Here is a 14,426-nt window from a genome sequence, read left to right on the forward strand (position 1 = left end):
CCCGATGCGAGGGCGCACCGTGCGGCACTAGCGTGCCCGGTGTGCTGCAGAAGACTCCCCACGCCCCGCGCCCCGAAGCCGTCCCCCATGCTGAAGGGGTGAGCAATGACCAATTCCGCGCCGCCCTGTCCCGTCTGGCCGCGGGCGTGGTGCTGATCACCGCCCAGGAACCGCCGCTCGACGAGCACGGCCGCGGCGAGGACGTCGGGATGACCGCGACCGCCTTCGTGTCGGTCTCCCTGGACCCGCCGCTGGTCATGGTGAGCCTGCGCAACGACTCGCGGATGGACGACCTGCTGGCCGAGCAGCCCCTGTGGGCGGTCTCGGTCCTGGCGGAGAGCCAGCGGCAGATCGCGGGACGGTTCGCCATGAAGGGCAGGATCAGCGACCGGCTGCTGTTCGAGGACCTCCCGTATGTGCGGGGCGAGGTCACGGACGCCCCGCTGATCGGCGGCGCGCTGGCCACGCTGGAGTGCCGCACGGAGCAGCGGGTGACGGCCGGCGACCACACGCTGGTGATCGGCCGGGTGCTGACGGCGGACCTGCCCAGTGCGGACGGCGAGCCCCTGACGTACTTCAAGGGGCGCTACCGGCGTCTGGGGTGACGGGGCCGGGGGCGGTAGGGGGCACGGGGCTCACTCACGAGCCCGTGTGACCTGACGCCGCACGGCGGCGCCTCTACCGCCGCGCCCGTACGGAGCGCGTCGGCGCCTGCGCCGCGGTGTCGTACGCCGGTGTCCGGACGGCTACGGCCGTGCGGCGCCTCCCATGCCCGAGGGCCCGACGACGACGGCCGTACAGCGGTGCCTGAACGCCGGCGCACGGACGGCGACGCCCGCACGCGCCTACCAGTCGCGGCCGGAACGTCCGCGTTTGGTGTCGCCACGCTGCTTCTTCTCGCGCAGGCGGCGTTCGTTGATGCCCCGCGGGATCTTCTTCTTGAGGCGCGGCTTGGGTGGCGGGGCGGTCGCCTCCGCCAGGAGTGCGGCGAGCCGCACGGCGGCCGTCTCGCGGTTGCGCCACTGGGAGCGGTGCTCGGAGGCGCGTACGGACACGACCCCGCCCACCAGCCTGGGCGCCAGGCGTTCGAGGGCCCGGGCCTTCCAGACCTCGGGCAGCGCCTCGGTCGCCGCGAGATCGAAGCGGAGCTCCACCTGGGAGTCGCTGGTGTTGACGTGCTGCCCGCCGGGCCCGGAGGACCGCGAGAAACGCCACATGAGTTCGGCCTCCGGCAGGGAGACCGAACCGCGGATGACATAGGGCCCGGACATGACACCCATGGTCCCTGGCCCGCAGGCCGTTCGTCACCTTCTTTTGCGGTCGTTCGGCCAGAAGTTCGGCAAAGAAAGTAAAGGGAGCTGGAACCTCGTGGTCCCCCGCCTGCGTTAGGACGGGTGACGGTAGCTTTCGTGATGGCACGAAGCCCGCACACGACGAGGAAAGGGACTTCCCATGGCAGTAAGCCTGTCCAAGGGCGGCAACGTCTCGCTCACCAAGGAGGCACCGGGCCTTACCGCCGTCACGGTCGGCCTCGGCTGGGACGTCCGCACCACCACCGGCACCGACTTCGACCTCGACGCCTCGGCGATCGCGGTCACCACCGCCGGCAAGGTCTACTCCGACGGCCACTTCGTCTTCTTCAACAACAAGTCGACGCCGGACCAGACCATCGTCCACACCGGTGACAACGTCACGGGCCAGGGCGAGGGCGACGACGAGCAGATCAACGTCAACCTGGCGGGCCTCCCGGCGGACATCGACAAGATCGTCTTCCCGGTCTCCATCTACGACGCCGAGTCCCGCAGCCAGAACTTCGGCCAGGTGCGGAACGCCTTCATCCGTATCGTCAACCAGGCCGGCGGCACCGAGATCGCCCGCTACGACCTGAGCGAGGACGCCGCCACCGAGACCGCCATGGTCTTCGGCGAGCTCTACCGCAACGGCGCCGAGTGGAAGTTCCGCGCGGTCGGCCAGGGCTACGCCTCGGGGCTGCGCGGCATCGCGCAGGACTTCGGCGTCAACCTCTGACGTAACGGCTCATCCCACGGAACCCCTGGCCGGCCCCGCCGACCGGGGGTTTCCGCAGGTCCGCACCTCCCGCACCGCCGCACGCACCTCCCGCCGCGCCGCCGCACCGCCGCACGCACCTTCCGCAGGGCCGCAGCTCCGCCCGCACCGCCGCACCCCCGCCCGCACCGCCGCCGCACGTACCTGCCGCGTACCTGCCGCATCAGCCCGGCCGCCCCCCACGCCGACGGACCCCCGCCCGGCGGCACCGGAACCGGCCCTGCCCGGACCGGTCGCCGGGCATGACACCATCTGAGCGTGCTCGACATCGGCTACTCCCTCTCCCGGCGCTTCCCGGACCCCCCGCAGACCGACTACCGCCGCGCGGACGTCCACGCCCTGCGGCACGACCTGTTCTCCGGGGACGTCTACCTCGCCGACACCAAGGCGGACCGCGAACTGTCCACAGCCTGGGGATGGGTGCCCGTACTGGACTTCGCCTGGGCGCTCTGCGACATCGTCGAGCAGATCGACCAGGACCCCCGGGGCAACCGCTCCCACCGGCAGCAGTACGCCGAGCTGGACTTCACCGAATCCTCCGACCGCATGCTCTTCGAGCGCCGCTTCGGCTGGGTGGACGTCGAGGCCGACTGGATGCCCGGCGACGAGCCCCCGCTCACCTTCAGCCACTCCGTCCTGCGCCGCGAAGCCCGCGACTTCCTCCACGACCTGATCGCCGACCTGGCCGACATGCACGAAGGCCTCGCCGACAACCCCGTCATCTGGGACCTGCAGGCCCGCTTTCCCCGCCTCTGACGCCCGGCACCCCCCACACCGCCCCGGCGACGGGCCCCCCTACGCCTCCACCCGCACCCCGATCTGCGCCGCGAACGCCGGAGCCAGCTCCATCAGCTGCGAGGGGCTGATCACCGCCCCCGCCAACCGCTCCACCCCCCGCGCGATGTCCAGCTCGGTGGCCGCCCGCAGATCGACCGACTCCATCCGGACAGCGCTGAAGTCGGCCCGCCTCACCACACAGTCACGGAACTCGACCCGCACCAGCTGCGCGTCCCCGAAATCCGGCTCCGACAGCACACACCCCTCGAACACGACGTCCTTGAGCCGCGCCCTGCGCAGATTCAGATAGTCGATCTTCCCGCCGCGCACGAGCACCCGCTCCAGCACCGCGCCGTGCAACTGCGCCCCGCCCAGCCGCGCGTCCACGATCTCGACATCCCGCAGCGACGCCCCCGCCAGGTCCGTGCCCACCCCCCGGACACCCGTCAGCACGGAATCGATGAACCTGGACCGACCGAGCTCCGCCCGGTCCATCGCGCATCCCCGCAACGCGCAGTCCATGAAGCGTGCACCCGCCCCCGAGGCGTCCGCCAGATCCACCTCCTCGAACCGCACACCGTCGTAGTCCCCGTCAGGCTCCAGGCCCTCGCCCTCGTACGCCACGAGCGCCGGCAACCGGACCTCCGGCCGCCGCGCCACCGCCACGGCACCCTTCCCGTCCGCCCCCGCGCCCCCGCGACCTGTGCTGCTTCTCCCTGCCATGCCCCCATCGTGACGCACGCCACTGACATCGACCCGCCGCCGATGTCACACCCCCGCCCCGCCGATCCGTCACAGACACAGAAGCGCCCACCGCGAGGAGACAAAGCCATGCAACGCCTCCACATCGTCGGCGGCGGCCTCGCCGGACTCACCGCGGCCGTCACCGCCGCCGAATCCCGCACCCAGGTCACCCTCCACGAAGCCCACCACACCCTCGGCGGACGGGCCAGGACCGCCGAAGGGCCCTACCTCACCAACGAGGGACCGCACGCGCTGTACCGCGGCGGACCGCACTGGACCTGGCTGAAGCAGCGCGGCCTCCTCGGACCCCTCGCCTCCGTACCGCTCCGCGAGGGCAGCCGCTTCCTCTTCCACCGGAACGGCGCCCTGCGCAGGCTCCCGCCCCTCGCCCTGCTCCGTCTCGCCCGCCGCCGGAACGCCCCCGTCGACACCGACTTCCTCAGCTGGGCCACCGGGCAGGCAGGCGAGGAGACGGCCCGCGCCGCCGCGCACTACATGGGCGTCGCCCTCTTCCACCACGACCCCGGCTCGCTCTCCGCCGCCTTCGTCCAGGACCGCCTCCGTCGCGCCACCGCGCTGCCACCCGAGGCCCGCTATCCCGTCGGCGGCTGGGCCCAGCTCGTCGACCGGATGGCCGCCCGGGCCTGGAACCTCGGCGTACGCGTCGAAACGACCCGGCGCATCGACGCCTCCGCCCTGGCCGGGCTCGCCCGCACCGGCCCGGTCATCGTCGCCACCCATCTGGACTCGGCCCGCACCCTGCTCGACGACCCCACCCTGACCTGGGACAGCGGACGCACCACCCTCATCGACCTCGCCGTACGGACCCGGCGCGGCGACCCCTACATCCTCTCCGACCTCGACGCACCCGGCTGGATCGAACGGTTCACCGCCGCCGACCCCACCCTCGCGCCCCACGGCGAACAACTCGTCCAGGGCCAGATCCCCCTCGCCCCCGGCACCCCGCGCACCGAAGCCGTCCGACGCGCCGAACACCTCCTCGACCTCGGCTTCCCCGGCTGGCGCACCCGCACCACCTGGCGCCGCGAAGCCCTCGCCACCGGCCGCACCGGTGCCGTCGACCGGCCCGGCACCACCTGGCGCGACCGCCCGGCCATCGACCGCGGCGACGGCATCCTCCTCGCAGGCGACCAGGTAGCCGCCCCCGGACTCCTCAGCGAGGTCTCCTTCACCAGCGGCATCGAAGCGGCCCTCCTGGCCCTGGAACTCCTCGGCACCGCACCCCGGCACACCGGACTTGACCTCAAGCGCGGTTGAGGACCGAGGGTGGAACGATCAGCCGCCCAGAACCGGGGAGCACGCCGTGCATGCCATCCGCCTCCACGCCTTCGGACCCGCCGAGAACCTCACCTACGAACGGACCGACGACCCCGAGCCCGCCCCCGGCCAGGTACGGATCAGCGTCGCCGCTGCCGGCGTGCACCTCCTGGACACCGCCCTGCGTGAAGGAATGACCGGCCCCTTCCCGGCCCCCTCCCTGCCGACGATCCCCGGCCGGGAGGTCGCCGGCACCGTCACCTCGCTCGGCAGGGGCACCGACCCCTCCTGGCTCGGGCGCCGCGTCGTCACCCACCTCGGCACGGCCCCCGGAGGTTACGCCGAACTGGCCGTCGCCGACGCCGGAAGACTCCACCCCGTCCCGGACGGACTCGGCGCCGCCGAAGCCGTCGCCATGATCGGGACCGGCCGCACCGCCCTGGGTATCCGCCAGTTCACCGACCTCGGCCCCGACTCCGTCGTCGTCGTCCTCGCCGCGGCCGGCGGCATCGGCACACTCCTCGTCCAGTACGCGAAGAACGCCGGCGCCACCGTCGTCGGCCTGGCCGGCGGCCCGGCCAAGGTCGCCCACGTCACCGCCAACGGCGCCGACCTCGCCGTCGACTACACCCTCCCCGACTGGCCCCACCAGGTCCGCGCCCACCTCGACACCCTCGGCCGCGACGCCACCGTCGTGTACGACTCCGTCGGCGGCGACACCGCACGCGCCGCGACCGACCTGCTCGGCAAGGGCGGCCGGCACATCGCTTTCGGCTGGTCGGGGACGGGCCTGCGCGAGGGAGGTCCCTTCACCCTGCCCGACGACGAACTCACCGCACGCGGCCTCACCTCGCAGAACGTACTCGGACCCGCCATGACCGAGAAGGCCGGCGGCCTACGGCCCCTGGAAACCGCGGCACTCGCCGAAGCGACCTCCGGACGGCTCCGCCCCGCCGTCCAGCGCTACCCCCTCGCCGAGGCGGCCACCGCCCACCGTGCCCTCGAGAACCGCGGCACCATCGGCAAGGTGGTCCTCATCCCCTGACCACCACTCACCGGCCCCCGAGCTCGGCCAGTGCCCCGTCCGTCAGCCGGTACACCGTCCACTCGTCCTGCGGACGAGCCCCCAGCGACTCGTAGAACGCGATGGACGGGGCGTTCCAGTTCAGCACCGACCACTCCAGGCGCCCGTACCCCCGCTCCACGCAGACCCGTGCCAACTCCCTCAGCAGGGCCTTGCCGTAACCGCCCCCGCGCCGCTCGGGACGCACGTACAGGTCCTCCAGATACACACCGTGCACCCCGCGCCACGTCGAGAAGTTCAGGAACCACAGCGCGAACCCGACCACCTCGTCGTCCTCCTCCGACACCGCCACGTGCGCGTACGCGGCGGGCCGCTCCCCGAACAAGGCCTCCCTCAACTGCTCCTCGGTGGCGTTGGCCTCATGGAGCGCCTTCTCGTACTCGGCCAGCTCCCGGACCATGGCGTGAATGACGGGAACATCTGCGGTGGTGGCGACACGAATCATGAGCGCAGCCTAGACACGCAGGCCACACGCCCGCCTCTCACCTCCGCCCCAGCAACTGCCGAGCGATCTCCGCATGGTCCGCCGACAGCTGCGGCTCCCCACCCTCGATCCCCCACAGACCGTTCTGCAGGACCCGCCCCAGCGTCCACGCCCGCGCCCGCTCCCGCTCCAGACCCAGCACGTCCGTCAGCAGATCGAACCGCCACAGCACCTCGGACGCGTCGAACCGGTTGTCCAGCGCCGGGAACAACTCGAAACCCGGATCCCCCGCCAGAGGCTTCGGGTCGAGCGCCACCCACTCACCGGCCCGCCCCTCCTCCGCACGTCCGGCCAGAACGTTGTCGTAGTGCAGATCCCAGTGCAGCAGCCGGTCCCCCGGCTCCCCGGCCACCTCCCGCACCGCCGCCGCACAGTCCAGGAACAACCGCCGCTCGGCCTCGTCCACCAGCGAACCGGCCGCCCCCGGAGCCGCCCGCAGCATCCGCGCCGTCACGTCCCCCAGCCGCCGCATCCCCGCCGGAGCCGGTACGGCCACGAGCCAGGCCAGCGACGCCGCCAGCACCCGCACCGCCTCCCGCGCGTCCGGAACGCCGGTCAACGGCCGCCCCTCGTCGAGCCGTTCCAGCAGCATCGCCCCCGATGCCACGTCGTACTCCAGCAACTCCACCGCCCCGGCCCCGGCCACCCCCCAGGCTCGCAGCGCGATCGGCTCCCCCACCGTCTCCTCGTCGACCGCCTGCAGTTTCAGCGCCGCCCGCCGCCCGTCCGCCACCCGCACCACGGGGAGCACCAGCGCGCACATCCCGCACATCGCGGCCCCGTCCCGCCGCAGCCCCCACTCCTCCAGGAAGCGTTCCGCCAGCACCGGCAACGCGGCGACGAACGCCCGCCCCCGCTCCCCGTTCAGCGCGGCCTGGCAGGCCGCCAACTCCTCCGGAACCTCGATCACACCCCCGAGCGTAGGGGTCGGCACGACGAAACCCCCGGCCGCGCAGTACCGTCCCTCCAGCGACTCGGCTGCACACGGACACGCAGGGGACACATGAGCACCGTCAGTACCGTCAACGGCGGCATATCGTTCTGGTACGCGCACGAGGGCACCCCGGCCCCCCGCGAACCCCTGCCCGGTGACACCACGGCCGACGTCTGCATCGTCGGCGGGGGCTACACCGGGCTCTGGACGGCGTACTACCTCAAGAAGGCCGTCCCCTTCCTCAACATCACCGTCCTGGAAGCCGCGTTCTGCGGCTACGGCGCCTCCGGCCGCAACGGCGGCTGGCTCTACAACGGCATCGCCGGCCGCGACCGCTACGCCCGGCTCCACGGCCACGACGCCGCCGTCCGCCTCCAACAGGCCATGAACGACACCGTCGGCGAGGTCGTCCGTGTCGCCGGCGAGGAGAAGATCGACGCCGACATCCACCACGGTGGCGTCCTCGAGATCGCCCGCACCCCCGCCCAGCTCGCCCGCCTCAAGGACTTCCACTCCGTCGAGATCGCCTTCGGCGAGACCGGCCGCGTCCTGCGGGGCGCCCGGGAGACCGCCGAACGCGTCCGGGTCACCGGAGCCGTCGGCTCCAGCTGGACCCCGCACGGCGCACGCCTGCACCCCGCCAAGCTCGTCAAGGGCCTCGCCGAGACCGTCGAAGCCCTGGGCGTCACCCTCCACGAGTCGACCCCCGTCACCGAGATCAGACCCAAGCACGCCATCACCCCGTACGGCACCGTCCGCGCCCCCTACGTCCTGCGCTGCACCGAGGGCTTCACCGCGAACCTCAAGGGGCAGAAGCGGACCTGGCTCCCGATGAACTCCTCCATGATCGTCACCGAGCCGCTCCCCGGGGCCCTCTGGGACACCATCGGCTGGGACGGCCGCGAAACCCTCGGCGACATGGCCCACGCCTACATGTACGCCCAGCGCACCGCCGACGACCGCATCGCCCTCGGCGGCCGGGGCGTCCCCTACCGCTACGGATCGGCCGCCGCCCAGGTCAACGGCACGGACCGCACCCGTCCCGCCACCGTCGACGCCCTGCGTGACCTGCTCGTCCGCTTCTTCCCCACCGCCGCGGGCGCCCGCATCGACCACGCCTGGTCCGGCGTCCTCGGCGTCCCCCGCGACTGGTGCGCCACCGTCACCCTGGACCGCTCCACCGGCCTCGGCTGGGCCGGCGGGTACGTCGGCTCCGGCGTGGCCACCGCCAACCTCGCCGCCCGCACCCTGCGCGACCTCATCCAGCAGGACTCCGGCCAGGCCGGCCCCACCGACCTGACCACCCTCCCCTGGGTCGGTCACCAGGTCCGCCGCTGGGAACCCGAACCCCTGCGCTGGCTCGGCGTCCACGCCCTCTACGCGGCCTACCGCACCGCCGACCGCCGGGAATCCACCTCCGCGACCCCGGACACGCACCGCCTCGCCAAGCTGGCGAACCGGGTGGCGGGACGGCGCTGAGCGGCCGGCAGCCGGACATCCTGGCGGCCGTAGGGCGGGTGGCGGCCGCGTCGGCTGCTCCTCAGCCCGACAGAGGTGTGCTCGTCGGCGAGCTGTTCACTCATCCGCTCAAGGACCCGCTCTGCGACGGCGACCTCGTCCCGCTCGGCTCCCACCTCCGCCAGCTGCTTGGCCAGCTGTTCCCCGACTTCGTCCAGCTCCGCGCGCCGGAGCGAGAGATGGCGCAACCGTCTGTGTTCATGACTGGTTGCCAGGCTGTTCACCGGCCTGGGGCATGGACGGGGGATCTCGGTGAGGTCAGGGCGTAACGGGGAGGCTAGGGCGTGTGTCGAAAGTAGCGCCGTCTGCCCGAAGGGCAGGCTCGGCGGTGTCCGGTGCGTGCGATCGCAAGGCGGAGGGTCGCCCCGATACTGGATGTATCGGGGCGATCCCGACAACGCGGCGAGTGTGCGTGCCGGGCGCCGCCGGGCAGGCGGGACTTTCGATACACGGCCTAGCGAGGTGCCGCGAGTACGTCCCGGAGTACGTTCTCGAGCGTGACGCGGGCCAGCTCGTGTCTCAGGGTCTCCTCGATGCCCTCGTAGATGCCCTGCATCGCCGGCTGGATGCCGTAACCCACCACACATCCCTGGTCCGGGGTAGTGCGGTGCATCGCGAACAGCGGGCCGGGTTCCACTGCCTCGTACACGTCGAGCAGGGTCATCGACTCCAGCTCGCGCGCCAGCGACCAGCCCGCGCCCACGCCACGCCGGGACTCGACGAGCCCGGCCCTGCGCAGCTCGCCGAGCAGCCGCCTGATCACCACGGGGTTGGTGTTCGCGCTGGTCGCGATCTGCTCGGAGGTGGCGACCTCATGGCCCTGGCGCTGGTAAAGACCGATCCAGGCCAGCGCGTGGGCGGCAATGGTCAACCGGCTGTTGGCACTCATGCACCCCTCCTCTCGGCTGCAACGCCTTATGTTACGACCCCCAGTCGTAACAGTGAAGGTTGCATCTGCCTGTCGTAACAATTAACGTTGCGACTGCCAGGAAGGGTCGAATCAACGAGGTGAGAAGTATGAGCAAGCCACTCATGGGCAAGGTCGCCCTGGTCACCGGGGGGTCGCGCGGACTGGGAGCCGCGACCGTACGGCTGCTGGCCGAGCAGGGCGCCGACGTCGCCTTCACCTACGTCAGCTCCGAGAAGCAGGCGCAGGCCGTCGTCGACGAGGTGCGCGGCAAGGGAGCGAAGGCCGTCGCCTTCAAGTCCGACCAGGCGGACATGAGTCGGGCGCCGGCACTGATCGACGACGTGGTCGCGCACTTCGGCGGCCTGGACATCCTCGTCAACAACGCGGCGATCTCCGTGGCCGGCACGGTGGACGCCCCGGACGCCGACACCGCCGCACTGGACCGGATGCACGCCACCAACTACCTCGGCGTGATCGCCGTCATCCGGGCCGCCTCCCGAGTGCTGCGCACGGACGGCCGCATCATCACCGTGAGTTCCGGACTGGGCTCCCGGGTCGGCGCCCCGGGCCTTGCCGACTACTCGGCGACCAAGTCAGGGATCGAGAGGTACACCATGGGGGTCGCACGCGACCTCGGGCCCCGGGACATCACGGCCAACGTCGTGGAGGCCGGACTGATGGAGGGCGGCATGGAACCGCCGGACCCCGAGACCCTCAAGGTGCTGGTCAGCTCGCTGTCCCTGCAGCGTATGGGGCACCCCGACGAAATCGCCGCGGCGATCGCCTTTCTGGCGAGCCCCGCCGCCTCGTACATCACGGGCGCGGTGCTGGACGCCCACGGTGGCTACAACGCCTGAACCGGAACCCCTGCAGCGCGCCCCGGAGGACATCGCGCCTTCGGGTGCGCGCAAAGGAGAGCGGCTCCTGACGCACGATCTCCTCCGCAGACTGCCGCCCACGAGCAGGGCGATTTCCTCGAGTACGGGTCACACCAGCCCTTCGACCTGCCGCTTCCACGTTGGCGGAGGCTCCTGGCATCGCCGCGTTCGCACGCGGTGGTCTGCCCGCTGCGGCGGACACCGACGACGGCAATACGTGGACGGACGGGCTTCTGCCGGCTCTACCGCGGCCGGCGACGGACCCGTGTCCTACGAATCGGGCCTGTGCGCGTGGCCGGCGCCCAGGCGGCGATGTTCGCCTGTGGCCCATGCATCCGCGCATTACGGGAGCAGGTCCGGCAAGCCCTTCTCCTTCACGGTGAACCAGCCCCTCCGGCCCAAGTGAGCACGGCTTCCGAGCCCGAGCCGCCCGGTGGACGCCGTTTCGGAAGGCATCGTGCACGGGGCGGCATGTTCAGTCGCGGACGAGGCCGATGGACGGCGGCCCCAGCGACACCCGGATCACCCGGATCACCTACCGGAGCGTCCTGCCCCATGTCGGCGGGAGCGCGCCGAGGCCCCGCGAAGCTCGTCCCCCTCCAGCGCAAGGCCCAGGCCAAGAAGCAGGGTCCCTGAGCGGCTCCCCTCACGCAGGCCCTCCTGCCGCGTCCCGGCTATCCGGCACACCAGCCCCGGAACAGCGGAAACCCCAGGCCACGGGCTGCGTGACCTGGGGTTTTCCCGGAGCCCCCTGTCGGATTCGAACCGACGACCTACGCATTACAAGTGCGTTGCTCTGGCCGGACTGAGCTAAGGAGGCGTGCCGGAGCAGTCTAACCAACCCGGCGACCGGCAACAGCACAATATCCGGGACCCAGGACTACTGACAGATTCGAAAACGCCAGGTAGCGTCACTGCAGGTTCACTCCGGTGGACCATCCACTCCCTTACTCGGATCGTCCGGCACGTTCCTGCCGGTGGAGGAGAAGAATCGCCATGGCCAGTGTCACGTTCGACAAGGCGTCCCGCGTCTACCCCGGCTCCACGAAGCCGGCTGTGGACCAGCTCGAGATCGACATCGAGGACGGCGAGTTCCTCGTCCTCGTCGGTCCTTCCGGTTGCGGCAAGTCGACCTCCCTCCGCATGCTCGCGGGTCTCGAGGACGTCAACGGCGGCGCGATCCGCATCGGTGACCGCGACGTCACGCACCTGCCCCCGAAGGACCGGGACATCGCCATGGTGTTCCAGAACTACGCGCTCTACCCGCACATGACCGTCGCGGACAACATGGGCTTCGCGCTCAAGATCGCCGGCATCAACAAGACGGAGATCCGGGCGAAGGTCGAAGAGGCCGCCAAGATGCTGGACCTCACCGACTACCTGGACCGCAAGCCGAAGGCGCTCTCCGGTGGTCAGCGCCAGCGTGTGGCGATGGGCCGCGCCATCGTGCGTGAGCCGCAGGTCTTCCTCATGGACGAGCCGCTGTCGAACCTCGACGCCAAGCTCCGTGTGTCGACGCGTACGCAGATCGCCTCCCTGCAGCGCCGCCTCGGCATCACCACCGTGTACGTCACCCACGACCAGGTCGAGGCCCTCACCATGGGTGACCGGGTCGCGGTCCTCAAGGACGGCCTCCTCCAGCAGGTCGACTCGCCGCGGAACATGTACGACCGCCCGGCGAACCTCTTCGTGGCCGGCTTCATCGGCTCCCCGGCGATGAACCTCGTCGAGGTCCCGATCACCGACGGCGGCGTGAAGTTCGGCAACAGCGTCGTCCCGGTCTCCCGTGCGGCGCTCTCCGCCGCGGCCGACCGCGGCGACCGCACGGTCACCGTCGGCATCCGCCCCGAGCACTTCGACATCGTCGAGCACGGCGGCGCCGCCGCGCAGGGCCTGTCCAAGGGCTCGGCCGACGCCCCGGCCGGTCTGGCCGTCTCCGTCAACGTCGTCGAGGAGCTCGGCGCCGACGGGTACGTCTACGGTGCCGCGCAGGTCGGTGGCGAGCACAAGGACCTGGTCGTCCGCGTCGGCGGCCGCGCCGTGCCGGAGAAGGGCACCGAGCTGCACGTCGTGCCGCGCCCGGACGAGCTGCACGTCTTCGCGACGTCGACCGGTGAGCGCCTGACCGCCTGACCGCTTGGCCGCTTGGCCGCTTGGCCGCCTGGCCGTCTCACCGCCTGACCGTGCGGCCGGATCACCGGCCGCACGACGGCGAGTGTCCGACCGCCTCGCGGTCCGGCCGCCGCTGAGGCCCGACCGGTGATCCGGCCGCACGGCTCGTCGTACTCGCCGTGCCGCTAACGGCCCCGCGTCCCCCAGGGACGTGGGGCCGTTCGCGTGGCGGGGGGTGCGCGGGGGTTTCGGGCCGGAGGGCGCCGAATACCCCGTGACAGCGGCCGATTCGCCCGTGCACGTCAACACGCGATTCGAAAGACTCCCTCGAACCATCCCCCGCAAGAGTGACGAAATGTCGCCATGTCATCACTGACCGCTACGCTCGCCTGCGTGACCCACACCGCGCGCCGCATCGGCCGAACCCTAGCTCTCGTACTGCCCGTCGTCATGGTCCTGTCCGGGACCCTCGCGGTCACCCGCGTGCAGTGGTCGGGGCAGGACACCGAGACCCAGCTGCTGACCGCTGCCTCCGAGACCGTGTCCAAGCGCGCCAAGGCGCGCGCACCGCAGGACGTCCTGCGCGACAAGCTCCTCCTGGAACTGCGCGAGAAGGACCCGGGTGTCGCGCTGACGCACCTCCAGCGCACGGTGGAGGCCCGGCCGTCGCTGGCGAAGCACTGCATGTCGATCGCGAAGGCCCTGGGCAGGGCGGCCGTCGACCAGTACGGTCCGACGCGGGCACACCGCTTCTCCCGCCCGGTGTGCGACACGTCGTTCGCCTCCGGCGTCGCGCAGTTCAGCTGAGCGGGGTGTGCGCGGGCACGGCATATCGTGCCTCGCATGCATACGTTTCCGACGCAGGCCGTGATCCTGGCGGGTGGTCAGGGCTCGCGGCTGCGCCCGTACACCGATGACCGTCCCAAGCCGATGGTCGAGATCCCGGGCACCGGGACCCCGATCATCGGCCATCAGCTTTCCTGGCTGGCCGCCGAGGGTGTCACCGACGCCGTGGTCTCGTGCGGCCATCTTGCCGATGTGCTGCAGGAGTGGTTGGCCTCCTCGGTGCTGCCCTTGCGTGTCACGACCGTCGTCGAGACCGAGCCCCTGGGCCGTGGCGGCGGTCTGAAGCATGCCGCGGCACGGCTGCCCAACGCGTCGGCTCCGTGGTACGCGACCAACGGCGACATCTGGACCCGCTTCTCGCTCCGGGAGATGGCCTCGTTCCACGCCGAGCGGGACGCCCTAGCGACGCTGGCACTGGCCCGTCCGCGGATTCCGTGGGGCGCGGTGGAGACGGACGCGTTCGGTCACATCACCGACTTCATCGAGTCGCCTCCGTCCCCGTACCTGATCAACGCGGGGGTGTACGTCTTCGCGCCCGCCTTCACGGCCATGCTGCCGGACCGGGGCGACCATGAGCGGACGACGTTTCCCCGGCTGGCCCGGGAGCGCCGGCTGGCCGGGTACCCGCTGCCGCACGGGGCGTACTGGCGGGCGATCGACACGGCGAAGGACCTGACGGAGGCGGCGAAGGAACTGGGTTCCCGGCCGGGCGACTGAGGCTGCTGCGGGGGCCCGCCGAGGCGGCGGCCGAGGATGGCTGCGGGCGGCGGGGCAGACGTACGGCGAGGGCGGTC

General features: G+C 71.6%; 15 protein-coding genes and 1 tRNA gene. 10 read left to right on the forward strand and 6 right to left on the reverse strand.

The window, feature by feature from the left end:
* Positions 1 to 98 precede the first annotated feature (98 nt).
* Positions 99 to 605: a flavin reductase family protein gene (locus ACH4VO_RS17890; protein ID WP_360985587.1), complete on the forward strand. Its 507-nt coding sequence runs from the start codon at positions 99 to 101 to the stop codon at positions 603 to 605.
* Positions 606 to 845: 240 nt separating this feature from the next.
* Here ACH4VO_RS17890 and arfB read toward each other — a convergent pair whose 3' ends face one another.
* Positions 846 to 1,280, reverse strand: a complete 435-nt coding sequence (gene arfB / locus ACH4VO_RS17895) for an alternative ribosome rescue aminoacyl-tRNA hydrolase ArfB (RefSeq protein WP_360985590.1) — start codon at positions 1,278 to 1,280, stop codon at positions 846 to 848.
* A gap of 172 nt (positions 1,281 to 1,452) precedes the next feature.
* On the opposite strand from arfB, the gene ACH4VO_RS17900 reads away from it, so the two are divergent.
* A complete protein-coding gene (locus ACH4VO_RS17900) occupies positions 1,453 to 2,028 on the forward strand; it encodes a TerD family protein (RefSeq protein WP_360985593.1) in 576 nt (191 codons plus the stop codon).
* A gap of 297 nt (positions 2,029 to 2,325) precedes the next feature.
* Positions 2,326 to 2,823 carry a hypothetical protein gene (locus ACH4VO_RS17905; RefSeq protein WP_360985596.1) on the forward strand — a complete coding sequence of 166 codons (498 nt, stop codon included), beginning with the start codon at positions 2,326 to 2,328 and terminating at the stop codon, positions 2,821 to 2,823.
* A 39-nt stretch (positions 2,824 to 2,862) separates the two neighbouring features.
* Here ACH4VO_RS17905 and ACH4VO_RS17910 read toward each other — a convergent pair whose 3' ends face one another.
* Positions 2,863 to 3,567, reverse strand: a complete 705-nt coding sequence (locus ACH4VO_RS17910; RefSeq protein WP_360985599.1) for a pentapeptide repeat-containing protein — start codon at positions 3,565 to 3,567, stop codon at positions 2,863 to 2,865.
* Between the two features lie 108 nt (positions 3,568 to 3,675).
* Here ACH4VO_RS17910 and ACH4VO_RS17915 point away from each other — a divergent pair, with 108 nt between their 5' ends.
* Positions 3,676 to 4,866 (forward strand): NAD(P)-binding protein, encoded by a 1,191-nt coding sequence (locus ACH4VO_RS17915; RefSeq protein ID WP_360985602.1) that lies wholly within the window; start codon positions 3,676 to 3,678, stop codon positions 4,864 to 4,866.
* Between the two features lie 46 nt (positions 4,867 to 4,912).
* The gene (locus tag ACH4VO_RS17920; RefSeq protein ID WP_360985605.1) at positions 4,913 to 5,911 is read left to right on the forward strand and encodes a zinc-binding dehydrogenase; all 999 of its coding nucleotides are present in this window, start codon (positions 4,913 to 4,915) and stop codon (positions 5,909 to 5,911) included.
* Between the two features lie 7 nt (positions 5,912 to 5,918).
* Here the strand turns inward: ACH4VO_RS17920 and ACH4VO_RS17925 are convergent, their stop codons facing one another.
* Together ACH4VO_RS17925 and ACH4VO_RS17930 are read right to left on the reverse strand one after the other, a co-directional pair.
* Positions 5,919 to 6,395 (reverse strand): GNAT family N-acetyltransferase, encoded by a 477-nt coding sequence (locus ACH4VO_RS17925; protein ID WP_360985608.1) that lies wholly within the window; start codon positions 6,393 to 6,395, stop codon positions 5,919 to 5,921.
* A gap of 37 nt (positions 6,396 to 6,432) precedes the next feature.
* Positions 6,433 to 7,344, reverse strand: a complete 912-nt coding sequence (locus ACH4VO_RS17930) for an aminoglycoside phosphotransferase family protein (RefSeq protein WP_360985611.1) — start codon at positions 7,342 to 7,344, stop codon at positions 6,433 to 6,435.
* Positions 7,345 to 7,437: 93 nt separating this feature from the next.
* On the opposite strand from ACH4VO_RS17930, the gene ACH4VO_RS17935 reads away from it, so the two are divergent.
* Entirely contained in the window at positions 7,438 to 8,847 is a 1,410-nt protein-coding gene (locus ACH4VO_RS17935) for an FAD-dependent oxidoreductase (RefSeq protein ID WP_360985614.1), read from the forward strand.
* Positions 8,848 to 9,340: 493 nt separating this feature from the next.
* Here the strand turns inward: ACH4VO_RS17935 and ACH4VO_RS17940 are convergent, their stop codons facing one another.
* The gene (locus tag ACH4VO_RS17940) at positions 9,341 to 9,775 is read right to left on the reverse strand and encodes an Rrf2 family transcriptional regulator (protein ID WP_030942118.1); all 435 of its coding nucleotides are present in this window, start codon (positions 9,773 to 9,775) and stop codon (positions 9,341 to 9,343) included.
* A 128-nt stretch (positions 9,776 to 9,903) separates the two neighbouring features.
* On the opposite strand from ACH4VO_RS17940, the gene ACH4VO_RS17945 reads away from it, so the two are divergent.
* Entirely contained in the window at positions 9,904 to 10,653 is a 750-nt protein-coding gene (locus tag ACH4VO_RS17945) for an SDR family oxidoreductase (protein ID WP_360985617.1), read from the forward strand.
* A 766-nt stretch (positions 10,654 to 11,419) separates the two neighbouring features.
* On the opposite strand, the gene ACH4VO_RS17950 is transcribed toward ACH4VO_RS17945, so the two are convergent.
* Positions 11,420 to 11,494, reverse strand: a tRNA-Thr gene (locus ACH4VO_RS17950).
* A 176-nt stretch (positions 11,495 to 11,670) separates the two neighbouring features.
* Here ACH4VO_RS17950 and ACH4VO_RS17955 point away from each other — a divergent pair.
* The 3 genes from ACH4VO_RS17955 to ACH4VO_RS17965 all read left to right on the forward strand — a co-directional run bounded on the left by ACH4VO_RS17955 (position 11,671) and on the right by ACH4VO_RS17965 (position 14,349).
* Positions 11,671 to 12,807 carry a sn-glycerol-3-phosphate ABC transporter ATP-binding protein UgpC gene (locus ACH4VO_RS17955; RefSeq protein WP_360985620.1) on the forward strand — a complete coding sequence of 379 codons (1,137 nt, stop codon included), beginning with the start codon at positions 11,671 to 11,673 and terminating at the stop codon, positions 12,805 to 12,807.
* 372 nt (positions 12,808 to 13,179) lie between these two features.
* Complete coding sequence (locus ACH4VO_RS17960; RefSeq protein ID WP_360985623.1) at positions 13,180 to 13,593, forward strand: hypothetical protein; 414 nt, start codon at positions 13,180 to 13,182, stop codon at positions 13,591 to 13,593.
* Between the two features lie 36 nt (positions 13,594 to 13,629).
* Positions 13,630 to 14,349, forward strand: a complete 720-nt coding sequence (locus ACH4VO_RS17965; protein ID WP_360985626.1) for a nucleotidyltransferase family protein — start codon at positions 13,630 to 13,632, stop codon at positions 14,347 to 14,349.
* Positions 14,350 to 14,426: the final 77 nt, after the last annotated feature.

The sequence above is a fragment of the Streptomyces sp. NPDC020780 genome, assembly GCF_044334475.1.
Taxonomy (GTDB): domain Bacteria; phylum Actinomycetota; class Actinomycetes; order Streptomycetales; family Streptomycetaceae; genus Streptomyces.

What these genes read in the sequence shown, in the direction of transcription:
- arfB (WP_360985590.1), bottom strand. Translation starts at nt 1,280, where the DNA reads ATGGGTGTCATGTCCGGGCCCTATGTCATCCGCGGTTCGGTCTCCCTG.
- ACH4VO_RS17900 (WP_360985593.1), top strand. Translation starts at nt 1,453, where the DNA reads ATGGCAGTAAGCCTGTCCAAGGGCGGCAACGTCTCGCTCACCAAGGAG.
- ACH4VO_RS17910 (WP_360985599.1), bottom strand. Translation starts at nt 3,567, where the DNA reads ATGGCAGGGAGAAGCAGCACAGGTCGCGGGGGCGCGGGGGCGGACGGG.
- ACH4VO_RS17915 (WP_360985602.1), top strand. Translation starts at nt 3,676, where the DNA reads ATGCAACGCCTCCACATCGTCGGCGGCGGCCTCGCCGGACTCACCGCG.
- ACH4VO_RS17925 (WP_360985608.1), bottom strand. Translation starts at nt 6,395, where the DNA reads ATGATTCGTGTCGCCACCACCGCAGATGTTCCCGTCATTCACGCCATG.
- ACH4VO_RS17935 (WP_360985614.1), top strand. Translation starts at nt 7,438, where the DNA reads ATGAGCACCGTCAGTACCGTCAACGGCGGCATATCGTTCTGGTACGCG.
- ACH4VO_RS17940 (WP_030942118.1), bottom strand. Translation starts at nt 9,775, where the DNA reads ATGAGTGCCAACAGCCGGTTGACCATTGCCGCCCACGCGCTGGCCTGG.
- ACH4VO_RS17945 (WP_360985617.1), top strand. Translation starts at nt 9,904, where the DNA reads ATGAGCAAGCCACTCATGGGCAAGGTCGCCCTGGTCACCGGGGGGTCG.
- ACH4VO_RS17955 (WP_360985620.1), top strand. Translation starts at nt 11,671, where the DNA reads ATGGCCAGTGTCACGTTCGACAAGGCGTCCCGCGTCTACCCCGGCTCC.
- ACH4VO_RS17965 (WP_360985626.1), top strand. Translation starts at nt 13,630, where the DNA reads ATGCATACGTTTCCGACGCAGGCCGTGATCCTGGCGGGTGGTCAGGGC.